Origin of the sequence: Klebsiella scottii (assembly GCF_036561945.1) — a bacterium.
GTDB lineage: Bacteria > Pseudomonadota > Gammaproteobacteria > Enterobacterales > Enterobacteriaceae > Klebsiella > Klebsiella scottii.
On record NZ_JARXNI010000020.1, the window covers coordinates 2,173,167 to 2,190,481 of the forward strand.

Annotated in this window: 15 protein-coding genes; 3 read left to right on the forward strand and 12 right to left on the reverse strand. The window is 57.4% G+C overall.

The genetic code is table 11. From position 1 onward, the window contains the following. Positions 1-2: 2 nt before the first annotated feature. The 9 genes from pabC to yceD all read right to left on the reverse strand — a co-directional run bounded on the left by pabC (position 3) and on the right by yceD (position 7,381). A complete protein-coding gene (pabC, locus tag QFI97_RS17865; protein ID WP_095096411.1) occupies positions 3-812 on the reverse strand; it encodes an aminodeoxychorismate lyase in 810 nt (269 codons plus the stop codon). A gap of 131 nt (positions 813-943) precedes the next feature. Then, positions 944-2,185 carry a beta-ketoacyl-ACP synthase II gene (gene fabF, locus QFI97_RS17870; RefSeq protein ID WP_095096408.1) on the reverse strand — a complete coding sequence of 414 codons (1,242 nt, stop codon included), beginning with the start codon at positions 2,183-2,185 and terminating at the stop codon, positions 944-946. Positions 2,186-2,274: 89 nt separating this feature from the next. Continuing rightward, positions 2,275-2,511 carry an acyl carrier protein gene (gene acpP, locus QFI97_RS17875; protein ID WP_000103754.1) on the reverse strand — a complete coding sequence of 79 codons (237 nt, stop codon included), beginning with the start codon at positions 2,509-2,511 and terminating at the stop codon, positions 2,275-2,277. Between the two features lie 210 nt (positions 2,512-2,721). Further along, on the reverse strand, positions 2,722-3,456 hold the full coding sequence (gene fabG, locus QFI97_RS17880; RefSeq protein WP_041144966.1) for a 3-oxoacyl-ACP reductase FabG: 735 nt from the start codon (positions 3,454-3,456) through the stop codon (positions 2,722-2,724). 12 nt (positions 3,457-3,468) lie between these two features. Beyond that, a complete protein-coding gene (fabD, locus tag QFI97_RS17885; RefSeq protein WP_346431721.1) occupies positions 3,469-4,398 on the reverse strand; it encodes an ACP S-malonyltransferase in 930 nt (309 codons plus the stop codon). Positions 4,399-4,413: 15 nt separating this feature from the next. Beyond that, positions 4,414-5,367, reverse strand: a complete 954-nt coding sequence (locus QFI97_RS17890) for a beta-ketoacyl-ACP synthase III (RefSeq protein WP_346431722.1) — start codon at positions 5,365-5,367, stop codon at positions 4,414-4,416. Between the two features lie 54 nt (positions 5,368-5,421). Beyond that, the gene (plsX, locus tag QFI97_RS17895; protein ID WP_095096399.1) at positions 5,422-6,519 is read right to left on the reverse strand and encodes a phosphate acyltransferase PlsX; all 1,098 of its coding nucleotides are present in this window, start codon (positions 6,517-6,519) and stop codon (positions 5,422-5,424) included. A 150-nt stretch (positions 6,520-6,669) separates the two neighbouring features. Beyond that, positions 6,670-6,843 carry a 50S ribosomal protein L32 gene (rpmF, locus tag QFI97_RS17900; RefSeq protein WP_003857964.1) on the reverse strand — a complete coding sequence of 58 codons (174 nt, stop codon included), beginning with the start codon at positions 6,841-6,843 and terminating at the stop codon, positions 6,670-6,672. Positions 6,844-6,859: 16 nt separating this feature from the next. Beyond that, positions 6,860-7,381 carry a 23S rRNA accumulation protein YceD gene (yceD, locus tag QFI97_RS17905; protein WP_095096396.1) on the reverse strand — a complete coding sequence of 174 codons (522 nt, stop codon included), beginning with the start codon at positions 7,379-7,381 and terminating at the stop codon, positions 6,860-6,862. 141 nt (positions 7,382-7,522) lie between these two features. Between yceD and QFI97_RS17910 the strand changes: the two genes are divergently transcribed. Then, positions 7,523-8,107, forward strand: a complete 585-nt coding sequence (locus tag QFI97_RS17910; RefSeq protein WP_346431723.1) for a Maf family protein — start codon at positions 7,523-7,525, stop codon at positions 8,105-8,107. A gap of 72 nt (positions 8,108-8,179) precedes the next feature. Here QFI97_RS17910 and rluC read toward each other — a convergent pair whose 3' ends face one another. Beyond that, a complete protein-coding gene (gene rluC, locus QFI97_RS17915) occupies positions 8,180-9,133 on the reverse strand; it encodes a 23S rRNA pseudouridine(955/2504/2580) synthase RluC (RefSeq protein WP_346431724.1) in 954 nt (317 codons plus the stop codon). A gap of 822 nt (positions 9,134-9,955) precedes the next feature. Here rluC and rne point away from each other — a divergent pair. Then, positions 9,956-13,321 carry a ribonuclease E gene (gene rne, locus QFI97_RS17920; protein ID WP_346431725.1) on the forward strand — a complete coding sequence of 1,122 codons (3,366 nt, stop codon included), beginning with the start codon at positions 9,956-9,958 and terminating at the stop codon, positions 13,319-13,321. A gap of 40 nt (positions 13,322-13,361) precedes the next feature. Here rne and QFI97_RS17925 read toward each other — a convergent pair whose 3' ends face one another. Further along, positions 13,362-14,390, reverse strand: coding sequence for a LysR family transcriptional regulator (locus tag QFI97_RS17925; protein WP_189339822.1), 1,029 nt, complete (start codon positions 14,388-14,390; stop codon positions 13,362-13,364). Positions 14,391-14,406: 16 nt separating this feature from the next. Here QFI97_RS17925 and QFI97_RS17930 point away from each other — a divergent pair, with 16 nt between their 5' ends. Beyond that, positions 14,407-15,621 (forward strand): MFS transporter, encoded by a 1,215-nt coding sequence (locus tag QFI97_RS17930; RefSeq protein WP_331850507.1) that lies wholly within the window; start codon positions 14,407-14,409, stop codon positions 15,619-15,621. Positions 15,622-15,673: 52 nt separating this feature from the next. Here QFI97_RS17930 and murJ read toward each other — a convergent pair whose 3' ends face one another. After that, positions 15,674-17,209, reverse strand: a complete 1,536-nt coding sequence (gene murJ / locus QFI97_RS17935; protein WP_346431726.1) for a murein biosynthesis integral membrane protein MurJ — start codon at positions 17,207-17,209, stop codon at positions 15,674-15,676. Between the last annotated feature and the right edge of the window lie 106 nt (positions 17,210-17,315).

Consider the following 17,315-nt stretch of genomic DNA (forward strand, 5'->3'; position numbering starts at 1 on the left):
GACTAACCAGACAGCTCACACAGTGGGGCTAAAAAATGATAAAGCTCGCGCGAGGACCAACGGCTCTCGTCCCAACGGCGAACCGGCACCAGCGGCATCAGGGCATTGCAAATCAGCACTTCATCGGCATCGCGCAACGCATCAGGGCCCGTGGTGACTTCGACAACGCGAAACGGCGATTGTGCCAGCCTCGCGATACAATACTGGCGCATAATCCCGTTCACGCCCGCCTGGTCAAGACGCGGCGTAAATACCTCCATTCCCTTGCGCCAGAACAGATTCGCGGCACAGCATTCCGTAAGCCACCCGTCGCTGTCAAGAACCAGCGCCTCGTCAGCCTCCGTCTGCTCAAGATGAGAGCGGATCAGCACCTGCTCCAGGCGGTTAAGGTGCTTCAGGCCGGCAAGCGACGGGTTGCGCCCCAGCCGTATCGGGCTCAGGGTCAGAGCGATGCCCTCTTCGCGCCAGCGGGAATAGTGCGCCGGTAGCGGGGATACGCTGAGAATGCGGGTCGGCGCCTGGCACAGCGTGCCGCTATAGCCGCGGCCGCCGGAACCGCGCGTCAGAATAACCTTGAGGACGCCGCTTTTCTCGGTCTGCGCCAGGCGCAGCATTTCCTGTTCCAGCGTTTGCCAGTGGCTATAGGGGATCATCAGCTTTTCGCAGGCCTGCTGCAAACGCCGAAGGTGGGCAGGCAGCATCTGCACGCTATTTTCCACAATACGCGCGGTGGTAAAGCATCCGTCGCCAAACTGTATCGCCCGGTCGTTAGCGGCCAGGACGTCCTGTTCGCGGCCATTAATCAAGAACATAGTGGCTCCTTATCGGTGGCCCGCCAGTGTCGCAGGATGAATTACGCAGGACAAGCAGAGAAAGCTGAAGAAAAAAGAAGGCCCGCAATAAATGCAGGCCTCAGTCATGGCTGGGTGACGAGATTAACGGCTTAGACCTTTTTAAAGATCAGCGAACCGTTGGTGCCGCCAAAGCCGAAGGAGTTACACAAGGTGTACTCCATGCCGGAAACCTGACGAGCTTCGTGCGGGACGAAGTCCAGGTCGCAGCCATCGTCCGGGTTATCCAGGTTGATGGTCGGCGGAACCACGCCATCGCGCAGCGCGAGGATTGAGTAGATAGACTCTACCGCCCCTGCGGCGCCCAGCAGGTGCCCGGTCATCGATTTGGTCGAGCTGACCATCACGCGGCGAGCCGCATCGCCAAAGACTGACTTAACGGCCTGAGTTTCCGCTTTATCGCCCGCTGGCGTCGAAGTACCGTGCGCGTTGACGTAGGCAATCTGGCCCGGCTCAATGCCCGCATCGCGAATGGCGTTAACCATTGCCAGCGCCGCACCCGCACCGTTCTCCGGAGGAGAGGTCATATGGTAAGCATCGCTGCTCATACCAAAACCAACGATTTCCGCGTAGATTTTCGCGCCGCGTTTTTTAGCGTGCTCGTACTCTTCCAGCACCACCATACCGGCACCGTCGCCAAGCACAAAACCGTCGCGATCTTTATCCCACGGACGGCTTGCCGCCTGCGGATTGTCGTTGCGGGTAGAGAGCGCGCGGGCTGCGCCAAAGCCACCCACGCCGAGCGGGGTACTGGCTTTTTCCGCACCGCCGGCAACCATTGCGTCGGCATCGCCGTAAGCAATGATACGCGCGGCCTGACCGATATTATGCACACCGGAAGTACAGGCGGTCGCGATGGAGATGCTCGGCCCACGCAGGCCAAACATGATGGTCAGATGTCCGGCCACCATGTTAACAATTGTAGACGGTACAAAGAACGGGCTGATCTTACGAGGTCCGCCGTTGGTCAGCGAGCTGTGGTTTTCCTCAATCAGGCCGAGACCGCCGATGCCGGAGCCGATAGCTGCGCCGATGCGGTCTGCGTTCTCTTCCGTTACTTCAAGACCAGAATCCTGCATGGCCTGAACGCCAGCGACAATTCCATATTGAATGAAGGCATCCATCTTGCGCTGTTCTTTACGCGAGATGATGTCATCACAGTTAAAATCCTTTACTAAGCCAGCAAATTTTGTTGCATAGGCGCTAGTATCGAAATGGTCGATCAGGCTGATGCCACTCTGACCGGCAAGGAGAGCTTTCCAGGTAGACTCTACGGTATTGCCGACAGGAGACAACATGCCCAGTCCGGTCACAACTACACGACGCTTAGACACGGTTGTCCTCCAGGGAGGGAAAATAAATTCTTGTGGGACAAACTAAAGATAAAACTCAGGCGGTCGAATGACCGCCTGGAGATGTTCACTTACGCCTGGTGACCGTTGATGTAATCAATGGCAGCCTGAACAGTGGTGATTTTCTCAGCTTCTTCGTCCGGAATCTCAGTATCAAACTCTTCTTCCAGAGCCATTACCAGCTCAACGGTGTCAAGAGAATCAGCGCCCAGATCTTCAACGAAGGAAGCATTGTTGGTAACTTCTTCCTGCTTAACGCCCAGCTGTTCGCCGATGATTTTCTTAACGCGTTCTTCGATAGTGCTCATACTCTTAAATTTCCTATCAAAACTCGCTTTCGCGATGGTTTTCGTAGTGTATAAAATGTTGAAAAATTTGCAACTAAATCCCGGCAGGTCGTACCACGATTTTACGCTATTTTGCGGCTGTTTGCCCTCATAACGCAAATCATTTTGCACAAAACCGTACCCGGAACCGCACAGACTGCGCGGTTCCTGAACGTTTTGCGCAAAACTCGGTCAGACCATGTACATTCCGCCGTTGACGTGCAGGGTTTCACCAGAGATGTAACCTGCTTCGTCAGAAGCTAAGAACGCAACCGCACTGGCGATTTCTTTTGCATCGCCGAGGCGACCCGCCGGAACTTGCGCCAGAATACCCGCACGCTGATCGTCAGACAGCGCACGCGTCATGTCCGTTTCAATAAAGCCCGGAGCAACAACGTTTACGGTAATACCGCGGGACGCGACTTCACGTGCCAGCGACTTACTAAAACCAATCAGACCCGCTTTCGCCGCAGCGTAGTTAGCCTGACCAGCATTTCCCATGGTACCGACCACAGAACCGATAGTAATAATGCGGCCGTGACGCTTTTTCATCATAGCGCGCATTACTGCTTTTGACAGACGGAAAACTGATGACAGGTTGGTTTCGATAATATCGTTCCACTCGTCATCTTTCATTCGCATTAACAGGTTATCACGAGTAATACCGGCATTATTAACCAGGATATCAACTTCACCAAACTCTGCGCGAATATTTCCCAGGACAGATTCGATAGATGCCGGGTCGGTCACATTCAGCAGCAGACCTTTACCGTTAGCACCTAAATAGTCGCTGATCGCCTGCGCACCGCTCTCGCTGGTGGCAGTACCGATAACCTTTGCGCCACGGGCAACGAGCGTTTCAGCGATTGCACGGCCGATCCCGCGACTTGCACCGGTAACCAGCGCGATTTTTCCTTCAAAACTCATGATATTCCTCTTTTACTGCTCAAGCGCCGCAGACAGCGCTGCAGGCTCGTTAAGCGCGGAAGCGGTCAGGGTGTCAACAATACGTTTAGTCAGACCGGTGAGGACTTTACCCGGGCCCACTTCATACAGATGTTCTACGCCCTGAGCTGCCATAAACTCGACGCTTTTGGTCCACTGAACCGGGCTGTACAGCTGGCGGATCAGCGCGTCGCGAATGGCGTCAGGCGCGGTTTCGCACTTCACATCAACGTTGTTCACTACCGGAATAGCCGGCGTGTTAAAGGTGATTTTTTGCAGTTCAACCGCCAGTTTTTCCGCCGCGGGCTTCATCAGCGCACAGTGGGACGGCACGCTAACCGGCAGCGGCAGCGCGCGTTTGGCGCCGGCGGCTTTACAGGCGGCGCCAGCGCGCTCTACGGCTTCCTTGTTGCCAGCGATCACCACCTGACCCGGGGAGTTGAAGTTGACCGGTGAAACCACCTGGCCTTCGGCAGACTCTTCGCAGGCTTTGGCAATTGACGCATCGTCAAGGCCAATGATGGCCGACATGGCGCCGGTACCTTCCGGTACGGCTTCCTGCATAAATTTGCCACGCATCTCAACCAGACGCACGGCGTCGGTGAAATCAATCACGCCGCTGCAAACCAGCGCGGAGTATTCGCCCAGGCTATGGCCTGCCAGCAGAGCCGGCGCTTTGCCGCCCTGCTGTTGCCACGCGCGGTACAGCGCCACGGAGGCGGTCAGCAGCGCGGGCTGGGTCTGCCAGGTTTTATTCAGTTCTTCTGCCGGGCCCTGTTGAGCAAGCGCCCACAGATCGTAGCCCAACGCCGCGGAGGCTTCACGGAAAGTCTCTTCAATAACGGGATAAGCTGCCGCCATATCTGACAACATTCCTACCGCCTGCGAGCCCTGTCCCGGGAACACAAAAGCAAATTGCGTCATCTCTAAATCCTTATACTAAAAACGAACCAGCGCGGAACCCCAGGTGAAACCGCCACCAAAGGCTTCCAGCAGAATCAGCTGACCACGCTGAATGCGGCCATCGCGCACCGCTTCATCCAACGCACAAGGGACGGAGGCGGCGGAGGTATTGCCATGACGATCGAGCGTCACCACCACGTTATCCATCGACATTCCGAGCTTTCTCGCCGTCGCGCTGATAATACGCAGGTTAGCCTGATGCGGTACCAGCCAATCCAGGGCGGTACGCTCCAGATTGTTCGCCGCTAACGTCTCATCAACAATGTGCGCCAGCTCGGTCACGGCCACTTTAAATACTTCATTACCCGCCATCGTCAGATAGATCGGATTTTCCGGTTCCACGCGATCGGCGTTCGGCAGCGTTAACAGCTCGCCGTAGCGGCCGTCGGCATGCAGATGGGTCGAGATGATGCCCGGCTCGGCGGATGCCCCCAGCACAACGGCGCCAGCGCCATCGCCAAAAATAATGATCGTCCCGCGATCGGCAGGATCGCAGGTGCGCGCCAGAACGTCAGCGCCAATAACCAGCGCGTAGTCTACCGCGCCGTTTTTGACATACTGGTCGGCGATGCTCAGGGCGTAGGTGAAGCCGGCACAGGCCGCAGCAACGTCAAACGCCGGGCAGCCGTTAGTTCCCAGCATAGACTGAATTTGACAGGCCGAGCTCGGGAATGCGTGGGTGCCAGAGGTGGTCGCAACAATAATCAGACCAATTTGCTCCGGCTTAACGCCCGCCATATCCAACGCATTTTTTGCAGCTTCAAAACCCAGCGTAGCAACGGTTTCATTCGGTGCGGCAATACGACGTTCACGGATACCCGTACGGGTGACAATCCACTCGTCAGACGTATCTACCATTTTTTCCAGGTCGGCGTTAGTACGCACTTGCTCGGGCAGATAGCTGCCGGTACCAATAATCTTCGTATACATGTACGCTCAGTCACTCTTGGGTAACATACCCGCCTTGTTCAAACCGCTGGGGCGTCAGTCCTGCTCGTTCGTCCCGCTTTGCTGTCGGGAGTTCCCGTTTTTGCCGCCCCCCGGCAGTTCGAAGCCTGCTGGGTATAAAGATTCCAGGCGAGCGGCGATCCGTTGAGGTATCTGCCGCTGCACCGCCTGCACTGCCTGCTCTATTGCAACGCTAAAGGCGCGCTGATTGGCAGCACCATGACTCTTAATCACGGAACCGCGCAATCCTAACAGACAGGCGCCATTATACTGGTCGGGGTTGAGGTGACTGAATCGCCTTGCGAGGCTTTTTTGTAACCAACGTTTCAATAACAGCAGCCACCACGACCGTTTTTTGCCCTCTCCCTGCGATTTCAGCAGCGAAAGAAACATTCTGACAACACCTTCCATTGTTTTTAGTGTGACGTTGCCCGTGAATCCATCACAAACCAGAACATCGGTTTTACCCGTCAACAGTTCATTGGCTTCAAGATAGCCTATATAGTTGAGAGACGGCAGCGTTTTCAAAACCGCTGCGGCGTCGCGAATGCTGCTGAGGCCCTTCATTTCTTCTTCGCCAATATTCAGCAGCGCGACGCGGGGATTTTCAATACCGACCACTTCTTCCGCCAGTACCGCCCCCATCACCGCAAACTGCACCAGCATTGTGCTGTCGCAGTCGACGTTGGCGCCAAGATCCAGCACCACCGTTTTACCCTTCTGCTGGTGCGGCAGTATCGTCACCAGCGCCGGGCGCTCAATCCCCTCAATGGGCTTGAGCAATAATTTCGCCAGTCCCATCAGCGCGCCGGTATTGCCCGCGCTGACGCAGGCCTGTGCCCGCCCCTCTTTCACCAGCTCGAGCGCCACGCGCATTGAGCTTCCGCGGCTGCTGCGAATCGCCTGCGCGGGTCGCGCATCACTGGCAATAACTGACTGCGCAGGAATAACCTGCAGACGCGAACGTTGTTCGAAATCAGCTTTGGCAAGTAATGGCGTGATGGCGTCGGGGTCGCCGACTAAAAGAAGTGTGAGTTGCGAATTAGAGATCAGTGCCTGCAGTGCTGCAGGCACCGTCACGGAAGGACCAAAATCGCCCCCCATGACATCTAACGCCAGGGTTAGACGTGTCAAGGTATCGTCGCTGCCCGGTTCGGTTATTCCCCAGTTACCTGGGGAAATCCTCACTAAGCTTCACCACGCTTATACTCGGTGTCCTTCACGCTGCAGAACCGTTAACTGCGCGGCCTTCCTGCAACACGAAATTCATAGAGTATCGCGTGATTACTTAGTGATAACCTTGCGACCGCGGTAGAAACCGTCGGCAGTGATGTGGTGACGCAGGTGTTTCTCACCAGAGGTTTTGTCTACAGACAGGCTGGTGACTGCGGTCAGAGCGTCATGGGAACGACGCATGCCACGTTTGGAACGGGTTGGTTTATTCTGTTGTACGGCCATGGACCTTACTCCTCAATTACTTATGCTTTAAGCTGGCTAATACGGCAAATGGGTTTGGCTTCTGTGCCTCTGCAGGCAGTTCACCAAAAACCATGTCCGCGTCGGACACTTCACAGTGTTCAGAATCATGCACCGGAACTACAGGCAAGGAGAGAATAATTTCATCCTCAACCAGCGCTTGCAGATCGATTTCACCGAATTCGTTAACCTCAATCGGCTCATACGCTTCCGGCAGTGCTTCGGCCTGTTCGTCATTTCTGACCGGGCTGAAACAATACGTTGTGTAGACATGACGGGGGAACGGTTTCCCGCAACGCTGACATTCGAGGGTTACTGAAACCTTCGCATCGCCGGTTATAACGGCAAGACGCTGGTTATCAATAGCGAACGACATGCTGCATTCCACATCGGTGTCCACGCTGACTACAGAATCGGCCACACGTGCTACCTGATCGCGAGCATAAATGCCCTGGTAATCAAGGCGTTTTTGAGCCGTGCGAACCGGGTCAAGAGTCAGGGGTAATTTTACTTTTTGCATAGGGCGCGCATATTAACTTTGTAATGTCATAGAGTCAAAGAAAAAGGCAGCCTCAGGTTGCCTTTTGCCATTTATTCGCACACATTGCGGCCCATAGTTTAAAATGATGCTCTTCGAAGCGCTATATGTGGATGAAAAAATATGTCTGAGCTTATCCTGGCGTCGACCTCACCCTGGCGGCGGATGCTGCTGGAAAAACTGGCGGTACCGTTTGAATGCGCGGCGCCTGAAGTCGATGAAACGCCGCACCCCGGAGAGTCCGCTCGCCAGCTGGTCGTGCGTCTGGCGCAGGCTAAGGCGCAAATTCTCGCCGCCCGCTACCCGCAGCATTTAATTATAGGCTCCGATCAGATTTGCGTCCTTGATGGCGAAATAACCGGTAAACCGCATAGCGAAGAGAACGCCCGCCGGCAGCTAAGAAAAGCCAGCGGCACCATCGTGACCTTTTACACCGGGCTGGCGCTCTATAATTCGGCGAACGGCCATCTGCAAACCGAATGTGAGCCCTTTGACGTTCATTTTCGCCATTTAAGCGACCGGGAGATAGAGACCTACGTGCGCAAAGAGAACCCGCTGCACTGCGCCGGGAGCTTTAAAAGCGAAGGGCTGGGGATCACGCTTTTCGAGCGCTTAGAAGGCCGGGACCCCAACACCCTGGTTGGCCTGCCGCTGATTGCGCTTTGTCAGATGCTGCGCAGAGAAGGCTATAACCCGCTGCTAGCCTGATGCGCGGTTCCGTATCCTGAAAGTCACCGCCGCAGGCTCATCGGCCCGCGCGGTGAAAGCGGCGGAGTCCCGTTACTTCTTGTCGCGTAGCACCTGCAGGCAGCGTTTGAGCTGGCTATCCAGCGGCGCTTCAACGCGCATCACCTCCCCCGTCCCCGGGTGGGTAAATTTCAGCGCCGCGGCGTGCAGGAACAGGCGATTGAGGCCGGTGCCCGTGAGCTGCTTATCAAATTCCCGATCGCCGTAACGATCGTCAAATGCGATCGGGTGTCCGGCATACTGCGTGTGCACGCGAATCTGGTGGGTTCGACCGGTCACCGGGCTGCAGCGCACCAGAGTGGCGTCGGTAAAGCGCTCTTCTACCTTAAAGCGGGTTTCCGACGGCTTGCCTTCCTGATTGACGCGCACGATACGCTCGCCGCTTTGCAGGATGTTTTTCAGCAGCGGCGCCTGTACCACTTTGGTATGCGACTGCCACTGCCCGCGCACCAGCGCCAGATAATCCTTTTGCATCCCCTTTTCACGCAGCTGCTCATGCAGCGAACGCAGCGCGGAACGCTTCTTCGCCACCAGCAGCACGCCGGAGGTATCGCGGTCAAGACGGTGCACCAGCTCAAGGAAGCGCGCTTCCGGCCGCAGCGCGCGCAGGCCTTCAATCACGCCAAAGTTCAGGCCGCTGCCGCCGTGAACCGCGGTGCCGGAAGGCTTATTGAGCACCAGGATATGATCGTCTTCATACAGAATCACCTCAGCCAGAGCCGCTACTTTTTGCAGATGCGGGGAGACCGCGTCTTCCTCACGCTCGGCAACGCGTACCGGCGGAATACGGATCTCGTCGCCCGCTTCCAGCTTGTACTCAGGCTTGACGCGTTTTTTGTTCACCCGCACCTCGCCTTTACGCAGGATGCGATAAATCATGCTCTTCGGTACGCCCTTAAGCTGCGTACGCAAAAAGTTATCGATGCGTTGCCCCGCTTCATCAGCGGTAATGGCAACCATTTTCACGGTTGGGGTCTCAGTTTTCATGGTGCGCGATTCTAAATAGCCCGACGCATTAGCGCCACTCATTTTTATATGCTTATATTTATCATTATCCGGTTTTCATCGTGTGCATCATCGTCGTTTTGTTTGTTATTAGAACAATCTGTATACGCAGGTGATAAAACTGTGAGTAACCGGGTGATAAAAGGTAAAAGTCAACTTGCTATAACAAGCTTAGCAATGGAATAATGATGCCGTTTTCCGTGTTGAATCTTGTTAGAACAAGAGATTAGCGGAATGCCCAATTTTGTCTGACCGATCATCAACGCAGCAATGGCGTAAGACGTATTGATCTTTCAGACAGTTAGCGGGCTGCGGGTTGCAGTCCTTACCGGTACAGGCTCTATGGATTTCACGTCGCAGGAAGGCGTCGACTCCGGGTATCCCCGGGAGCTCATTATAATCGCATGATTGTGATGAGCAGGTTAAGCCAACACGCCTGCAACGTGAAAAACGATAGAATATACGCAAAATTATTCGAGATGCGTCAAGGCAGCAAGAGAGTGAATCCCCGGAAGCCTGCATCGCCAGGTAACAGGGATGAACGAGCGCAGCCAGTGCAGAAGCAACTCGAAGCATGAAGTGTATAAATGGAATCTTCTCTGGTGATACATCCCAGGCAATTCCCCTGACAATTGCGCTGTGTTTCCGTTTGAAATGCAGGCGACCGACACTCTGCGCCTCTTAAGCGCGCGACAACCGTGAGGTTGGCGACGTGAAACAGACACGAGGCCATCGGTTTCCCCCGGCAAGGCGTTACTCTGCCCGCAGCTTAGTCGTCAATGTAAGAATAATGAGTAAGTTACGATGAAAAGAATGTTAATCAACGCAACTCAGCAGGAAGAGTTGCGCGTCGCCCTTGTTGATGGGCAGCGCCTGTACGACCTGGATATCGAAAGCCCCGGGCACGAACAGAAAAAAGCGAACATCTACAAAGGCAAAATCACCCGTATTGAACCTAGCCTGGAGGCCGCGTTTGTTGATTACGGCGCCGAGCGTCATGGTTTCCTCCCTCTTAAAGAAATTGCCCGCGAATACTTCCCAGCCAACTATAACGCTCATGGCCGTCCTAACATTAAGGATGTGCTGCGTGAAGGTCAGGAAGTTATTGTTCAGATTGATAAAGAAGAACGTGGCAACAAAGGCGCCGCGCTCACTACCTTTATTAGCCTGGCAGGCAGCTACCTGGTACTGATGCCGAATAACCCGCGCGCCGGCGGTATTTCCCGCCGCATCGAGGGTGACGATCGCACAGAGCTGAAAGAAGCGCTGGCCAGCCTCGAGCTGCCGGACGGAATGGGGCTGATTGTGCGCACCGCGGGCGTCGGCAAATCTGCCGAAGCGCTGCAGTGGGACCTGAGCTTCCGCCTGAAGCACTGGGAAGCTATCCAGAAAGCCGCTGAAAGCCGCCCGGCGCCGTTCCTGATCCACCAGGAAAGCAACGTTATCGTGCGCGCGTTCCGCGACTACCTGCGTCAGGATATCGGTGAAATTCTTATCGATAACCCGAAAGTGCTTGAGCTGGCTCGCCAGCACATCGCCGCGCTGGGTCGCCCGGATTTCAGCAGCAAAATTAAGCTCTACACCGGTGAAATCCCGCTGTTCAGCCACTACCAAATTGAGTCGCAGATCGAATCCGCTTTCCAGCGTGAAGTTCGTCTGCCGTCCGGCGGCTCTATCGTCATCGATAGCACCGAGGCGTTGACCGCGATCGATATCAACTCCGCCCGCGCAACCCGCGGCGGCGACATCGAAGAAACCGCCTTCAACACCAACCTTGAAGCATCCGACGAAATTGCCCGCCAGCTGCGCCTGCGCGACCTCGGCGGCCTGATCGTTATCGACTTTATCGATATGACCCCGGTACGCCACCAGCGTGCGGTGGAAAACCGCCTGCGCGAAGCCGTTCGTCAGGATCGCGCGCGCATCCAGATCAGCCATATTTCTCGCTTTGGCCTGCTGGAAATGTCGCGTCAGCGCCTGAGCCCGTCGCTCGGCGAATCCAGCCATCACGTCTGCCCGCGCTGTAGCGGCACCGGCACCGTGCGCGATAACGAATCCCTGTCGCTCTCCATTCTGCGCCTGATTGAAGAAGAAGCGCTGAAAGAGAACACCCAGGAAGTTCACGCGATCGTTCCTGTGCCAATCGCCTCCTATCTGCTGAACGAAAAACGTGCGGCGGTAAGCGCTATCGAAACCCGTCAGGGCGACGTGCGCGTGATCATCGTGCCAAACGACCAGATGGAAACCCCGCACTATTCCGTGCTGCGCGTGCGCAAAGGCGAAGAGACCTCTACCCTGAGCTATCTGCTGCCGAAGCTGCATGAAGAAGAGATGGCTCTGCCGGCTGATGAAGAACCGGCGGAACGTAAACGTCCGGAACAGCCGGCTCTGGCAACCTTCGTGATGCCGGATGCTCCGCCGGCGCCCGCGCATGAAGAGCCTGCAGCCGTCGCTGTAGCCGCCAGCGCCCCGACCGCGGCCGCTGCCTCAGCCCCGGCTCAGCCTGGCCTGCTCTCCCGCTTCTTTGGCGCATTGAAAAATATCTTCTCCGGTACGGAAGAAGCCAAACCGGCTGAAGTCCAGGAAGAGAAAAAAGCCGAAGAGAAGCCGGAACGCCAGCAGGAACGTCGTAAACCACGTTCTAATAATCGCCGCGATCGTAACGATCGTCGTGACAATCGCGAAGGCCGCGATAGTCGTGATAACCGGGAAAATCGTGACAACCGCGATAACCGTGCTGACCGCGATAATCGCGCCGATAATGGTGAAGGCCGTGAGTCCCGCGAATCTCGCGAGGAAAACCGCCGTAACCGTCGTGAGAAACAGCAGCAGAACGCCGAGCAGCGCGAACCTCGCCAGGCTACCGGCGACGAAGCGGAAAAAGCGAAATCCCGCGACGAGCAGCCGCCGCGCCGTGAACGTAACCGTCGTCGTAATAATGACGATAAGCGTCAGGCACCGCTGGAAGCAGTTAAAGTACAGGATGAGCCGGTTGTTCTGCCGGAAGCTGAGCAGGAAGAGCGCGTTCAGAACATGCCGCGTCGTAAACCTCGCCAGCTGGCCCAGAAGGTTCGCATCGAATCTGCGGTAGCGGAAGTCGCCGTAGAGGCAGCTGAAGCTGTGGTTGAGAAAGCGCAGCCAGCAGTCGCGGCACCGCGTACTGAACTGGCGAAAGTTGACCTGCCGGCGGTGGTTGAGACTCACGTCGAGCACGAAGAGAACGGCGAATCTCGTGATGCTAACGGTATGCCGCGTCGCTCTCGTCGTTCGCCGCGTCATCTGCGCGTGAGCGGCCAGCGTCGTCGTCGTTACCGCGACGAGCGTTATCCGACCCAATCGCCGATGCCGCTGACCGTAGCCTGCGCATCGCCGGAAATGGCTTCAGGTAAAATCTGGATCCGCTACCCGGTTGCCCGTCCGCAGGACCAGCAGCAGGAAGAGCCGCAGGTTCAGGCTTTGGTTGCCGAAGCCGCGGCGCCAGTCGCTATCGCTGAGCAGAGCGTTAGCGAACCGGCAGTAGCTGAAGTCATCGCCCCGGTAGTGACCGACGTCGCCGCCAGCGAAGCCGAAGCGCCAGAACCGGCTCAGCAGGTTGTTGCCAGCGAACCGCAGGCGGCCCCTGAGGAAGTCGTTGCTGAGACCGTAGCTGAAGCCGCCGTTGAAGTTGAAGTTGAAGCTGAAGACGTAGCTGAGCCAGCCGTCGCCGCTGAATCTGCAACCGCAGACGAAGCCGCCGAGGTTGAGCAGGTTGCCGCCGAGCCTGAAGCCGCCGTCGTTGACGAAGCACCGGCAATCCAGACAGCCGCACCGGCTGAAGTGGAAGAAACCGTAGCTGCGCAGGGCGTTGACGAAGCGCCGACAGCAGCAGCGGTGGTGGCAGCGGAAGAAGCGGCAGCGCCGCAGGTTGTTGACGAAACGCCGGCAGCAGCGGCTCCGGCCCCTGTCGCCGCGGTGGCGCCAGCTCCCGTCGCTGCAGCGGTTATCGTTTCTGAGCGCCACGCTACCGCACCGATGACCCGCGCCCCGGCTCCGGCTTACGAACCGGAAGCACCGCGTCGCAGCGATTGGGTTCGTCCGTCGTTCGCGTTCGATGGCAAAGGCTCTGCCGGCGGCCATAGCGCAACTCATCAGGCTACGGCGGAACCTACCCGCCCACGGTCCGTCGAGTAAGCGTTAAGCCTAAAAAAACCGGCCTATATGGCCGGTTTTTTTATTCCCCTTCCGGACGCTGCATGCCCGCAACCTGCGGCATAACCTCGCGCATCAGGTCGAGAAACTTACGTAAACGGGTCGGATAGTACCGCGCCCACGGATAAACCAGATGGACCGGCAGGGAAGACGCTCGCCACTGCGGAAACGGTTCGACCAGCCGCCCGGCGGCGATATCCCCCACCACCGCCCAGCTTGAAACGATAGCCACCCCCAATCCCGCCAGCGCGGTATTGCGCGCCACGTACACGCTATCGGTACTCAGGCACGGCACGATGCCGAAGGCCTGCTGCTGATTACACTCCTGATGGAATAATTTCACCTCATGCTGATAAAAGGTGCTGATCGCCACCCACGGCAGCTGCGACATCTCCTGAGGCGTTTCTAATGTCGGGTAGCGCGCCAGCAGTGAGGGAGCGGCAACCACGCTGCGCGGCACCTCAGCCAGCAGCACTGACACCGTCTCAGGGTCCACTTCGGCCCCCACGCGAATCGCACAATCGATATTATCGCTGAGAAAATCGACGGTTTTGTCATTCAGCATCCACTCTACGGACAGCTGCGGATAGCGCTGCAGAAAGCTGACCAGCGGCCCCAGCAGCTGCTGCTGACCAAAAGCGTGCGGCGCACGTACCCGCAGCACGCCGACGGGCCGGTCATCGGCAATGCTCAGATCGTCTTCCAGCGCCAGCCACGCATCGACCACCCGACGCGCATGCTGATAGCAGCGCTCGCCGTCGTCGGTCAGCTTCATCGCATGGGTGGTTCGCAGAATCAGCTTACTGCCCAGCAGGCCTTCCAGCGACTGCAGGCGCCGGCTCACCGTCGCCTGGGTAGTGTTCAGCTGAAGCGCGGCGGCAGAAAGCGAACCGGCTTCGACGATTCGAATAAAGGTGCGCATCAGTTCAATCCGGTCTATACGTTCCTGCCGCTTCATATTTACTATGCCTATACGTTTTGCGTATAACCGTTTTACCACCACGCTATCTACCGCACCAGCCTGATTCAGGGAAAAATAGCGCCATCGCATCTACGAGGGCTTTATCATGGCACCGACAACACTATCCTCCCGCGAAGCCGGCTGGATTATCTTCATACTCGCTCTTGGCGCAGGCTTTAGCGTCGCCTCTATTTACTACGCCCAGCCGCTGCTGCCATTAATGGGCGCCAATCTGCATCTCAGCGTCGAAGGCATGGGGCTGGTCCCAACCCTGACACAGGCGGGCTATGCGCTAGGCATTCTGTTTCTTCTGCCGCTCGGCGATCGCCATGACCGCCGTACGCTGATTTTACTCAAAAGCGCCGCGCTGGCCGTGCTCCTGCTGCTGTGTAGCCTGACGGGGCAGCTCACTTCCCTGCTGATTGTCAGCCTGCTGATCGGGATGGCGGCGACGATGGCCCAGGACATCGTTCCGGCGGCCGCAATCCTCGCCCCGGCGGGGAAACAGGGGAAAATGGTGGGCACCGTCATGACCGGCCTGCTGCTGGGTATCCTGCTCTCAAGAACGGTGAGCGGCGTGGTCGGCGCGCTGTTTGGCTGGCGGATGATGTACCAGGCTGCGGCAGTTAGCATCGCGCTGATTGGCCTGCTGATGTGGCGCGTGGTGCCGCGGTTTGAAATTCACTCGACCCTCAGCTATCCGCAGCTGATGAAGTCGATGGCGCATCTCTGGCAGCGCTACCCGGCCCTGCGCCGCGCCGCGCTGGCGCAGGGCTTTCTCTCCATCGCCTTCAGCGCCTTCTGGTCAACGCTGGCGGTCATGCTGCTCGAACGCTATCAGATGGGCAGCGCCGTTGCCGGCGGATTCGGCATCGCCGGGGCCGCAGGAGCGCTCGCCGCGCCGCTGGCCGGCGGCCTGGCGGATAAATATGGCGCCGGGAAAGTCACCCAACTGGGCGCAGCGCTGGTTACCGTCTCTTTTGCCCTGATGTTCCTGCTGCCGGTACTGCCGCCCCACGGCCAGCTGGCGCTGATCGCTATCTCGGCTATTGGCTTCGACCTTGGTCTGCAGTCAAGCCTCGTGGCGCACCAGAATCTGGTGTACGGTCTGGAGCCGCAGGCCCGCGGCAGGCTGAACGCCCTGCTGTTCACCGGCGTCTTTATTGGCATGTCGCTCGGTTCCGTGCTCGGCAGCAAACTGTACGTGATAGCCGGCTGGAGCGGCGTGGTGATCCTGGCCGTGGCCGCGGGCGCTATCGCCCTTGCGATTCGCCTGCTGGAAAACGCGCGGATCGCGGCGCTACAGCGCGCGGGGCAATAAAAAAACCCGCTCCGCGCTGCGGAACGGGCCTGTTTCTACCCGGAGTTTAGCTTCAGGCCGTGCGTCGGGCGAACTCTTTCACCCGGAAGCCCAGCAGCAGCAGGCTGGCAAAATAGGCCACCACGCCAACCCCCACCACCGCCATCAGGCGCAGCAGACGGAACGGCATGGTCCCCTGGGACCACTCCGGCATGATATACATCATTCCAAGCAGCGCCGCAGACATCACCAGCACCGCAATCACCAGACGCAGCAGGAAGGTAAACCAGCCCGGCTGCGGGGTGAATATTTTTTGCTTACGCAGCTGCCAGTAGAGCAGCGCGGCGTTGAGGCAGGCGGCAAGCCCGATAGAGAGCGACAGGCCGGCATGCTTCAGCGGGCCGATAAAGATCAGGTTCATCACCTGAGTCATAATCAGGGTGACAATGGCGATTTTAACCGGCGTTTTAATATCCTGGCGCGAGTAGAACCCCGGCGCCAGAACCTTAACGACAATCAGCCCCATCAGCCCGACGGAATAGGCCACCAGCGCGCGCTGGGTCATTGCCGCATCAAAGGCGCTAAATTTACCGTACTGGAACAGCGCTACCGTCAGCGGCTTCGCGAGGATCCCCAGCGCCACCGCGCTCGGCAAGGCCAGCAGGAAGCACAGGCGCAGCCCCCAGTCCATCAACCGGCAGTACTCATCATGATTACCGCTGGCAAAGCTTTTTGACAGCGACGGCAGCAGAATTGTCCCCAGCGCCACGCCCAGCACGCCGGATGGAAACTCCATCAGACGATCGGCGTAGTACATCCAGGATACCGAGCCGGAAACGAGGAAAGACGCGAATATTGTGTTGATAATCAACGAAATCTGGCTAACTGACACGCCGAGGATCGCCGGCCCCATCTGCTTCACCACCCGTACCGCACCGGCGTCTTTCAGGTTGATACGCGGCAGCACCAGCATGCCAATTTTTTTCAAATGCGGCAGCTGATAGGCCAGCTGCAGTACGCCGCCGACGGTGACCGCCCACGCCATTGCCAGCATCGGCGGGTGGAAATACGGCGCCGCAAATAGCGCAAAGCCAATCATGCTGACGTTAAGAAAAGTGGGCGCAAAGGCGGGAACGGAAAAACGGTTCCAGGTATTGAGGATCGCGCCGGCTAATGAGGCCAGCGAGATCAGCAAAATATAGGGGAAGGTGATGCGCAGCAGCTGCGTCGTCAGCGCAAATTTATCCGGGGAGTCGGCAAACCCTGGCGCGGTCACGGTGATGACCCAGGGAGCGGCCAGCATGCCGAGGAGGGTTACTATCGCCAGAACCAGCGTCAGAAGACCCGAAACATAGGCCACGAATACGCGGGTGGCGTCTTCGCCCTGCTTGCTTTTATATTCAGCCAGTATCGGCACAAACGCCTGAGAAAACGCGCCTTCGGCAAAAATGCGACGCAGCAGGTTCGGTAATTTGAACGCCACAAAAAAGGCGTCCGTTGCCATTCCCGCACCAAAAATACGCGCGACGATGGCGTCTCGCGCAAAGCCCAGCACGCGCGAAAACATGGTCATCGAACTGACTGCCGCCAGTGATTTTAAAAGGTTCATTGAGGTGTTTTCCACAACCCTGAAGTAAAACGCCCGCAATGGCGGGCGCTGGAAAGTGGCGATAGTCTACCGGGTTCGTCATGAATTACTACTGCCAGATGTTACA